We start from the raw sequence: 506 nt of genomic DNA on the forward strand, positions 1-506 counted from the left end.
GCCAGTTCGGGACCACGTCGAGCTGCATCTGATCGTTGAGCAGCTGCACTTCACCGTCCTGGATAAGTACGCTCCAGCGCATCGCGCGCTGGATCTGCTGGCCCCACAGTTCGACGAAGGCACCATCGAGGTCAACCACCGACAGGTTGTCGAAGCGCGCCAGGCCCTTGCCCTGCTTGCCCCACCAGATCTCCGAGGCGTTGCCGCCGTAGTTGACCACCTGCACCTGGCGGCTGCGGTTGCAGGCCTTGCGGATGCGCGATTCGTCCGGATGGCCCAGGTCGATCCACTGCAGGATGTCGCCGGTGTAGTCGTGTTCCCACAGATCCGGCTCGTCATCGGTGCTCAGGCCGCGGCCGAATTCGAGGCGATCGCTGGCATTGAGGGCGAAGGCGAGCAGGCGCACCATCAGGCGATCGTCGGTCTCGGACGGGTGCTGGGCCAGGGTCAGGTTGTGGGTCACGTAGTAGCCGCGATCCATGTCGCTGATCTGCAGTTCGGCCTTG

General features: G+C 64.4%; 1 protein-coding gene. It reads right to left on the reverse strand.

All coding sequences use genetic code 11. The features are described 5' to 3' along the window. A partial coding sequence (locus DAI20_RS20515) for a YaeQ family protein (protein ID WP_108252929.1) occupies positions 1-506 on the reverse strand: 506 nt, incomplete at both ends.

Origin of the sequence: Planctomonas deserti (assembly GCF_003067705.1) — a bacterium.
Classification (GTDB): Bacteria; Actinomycetota; Actinomycetes; order Actinomycetales; family Microbacteriaceae; genus Planctomonas; species Planctomonas deserti.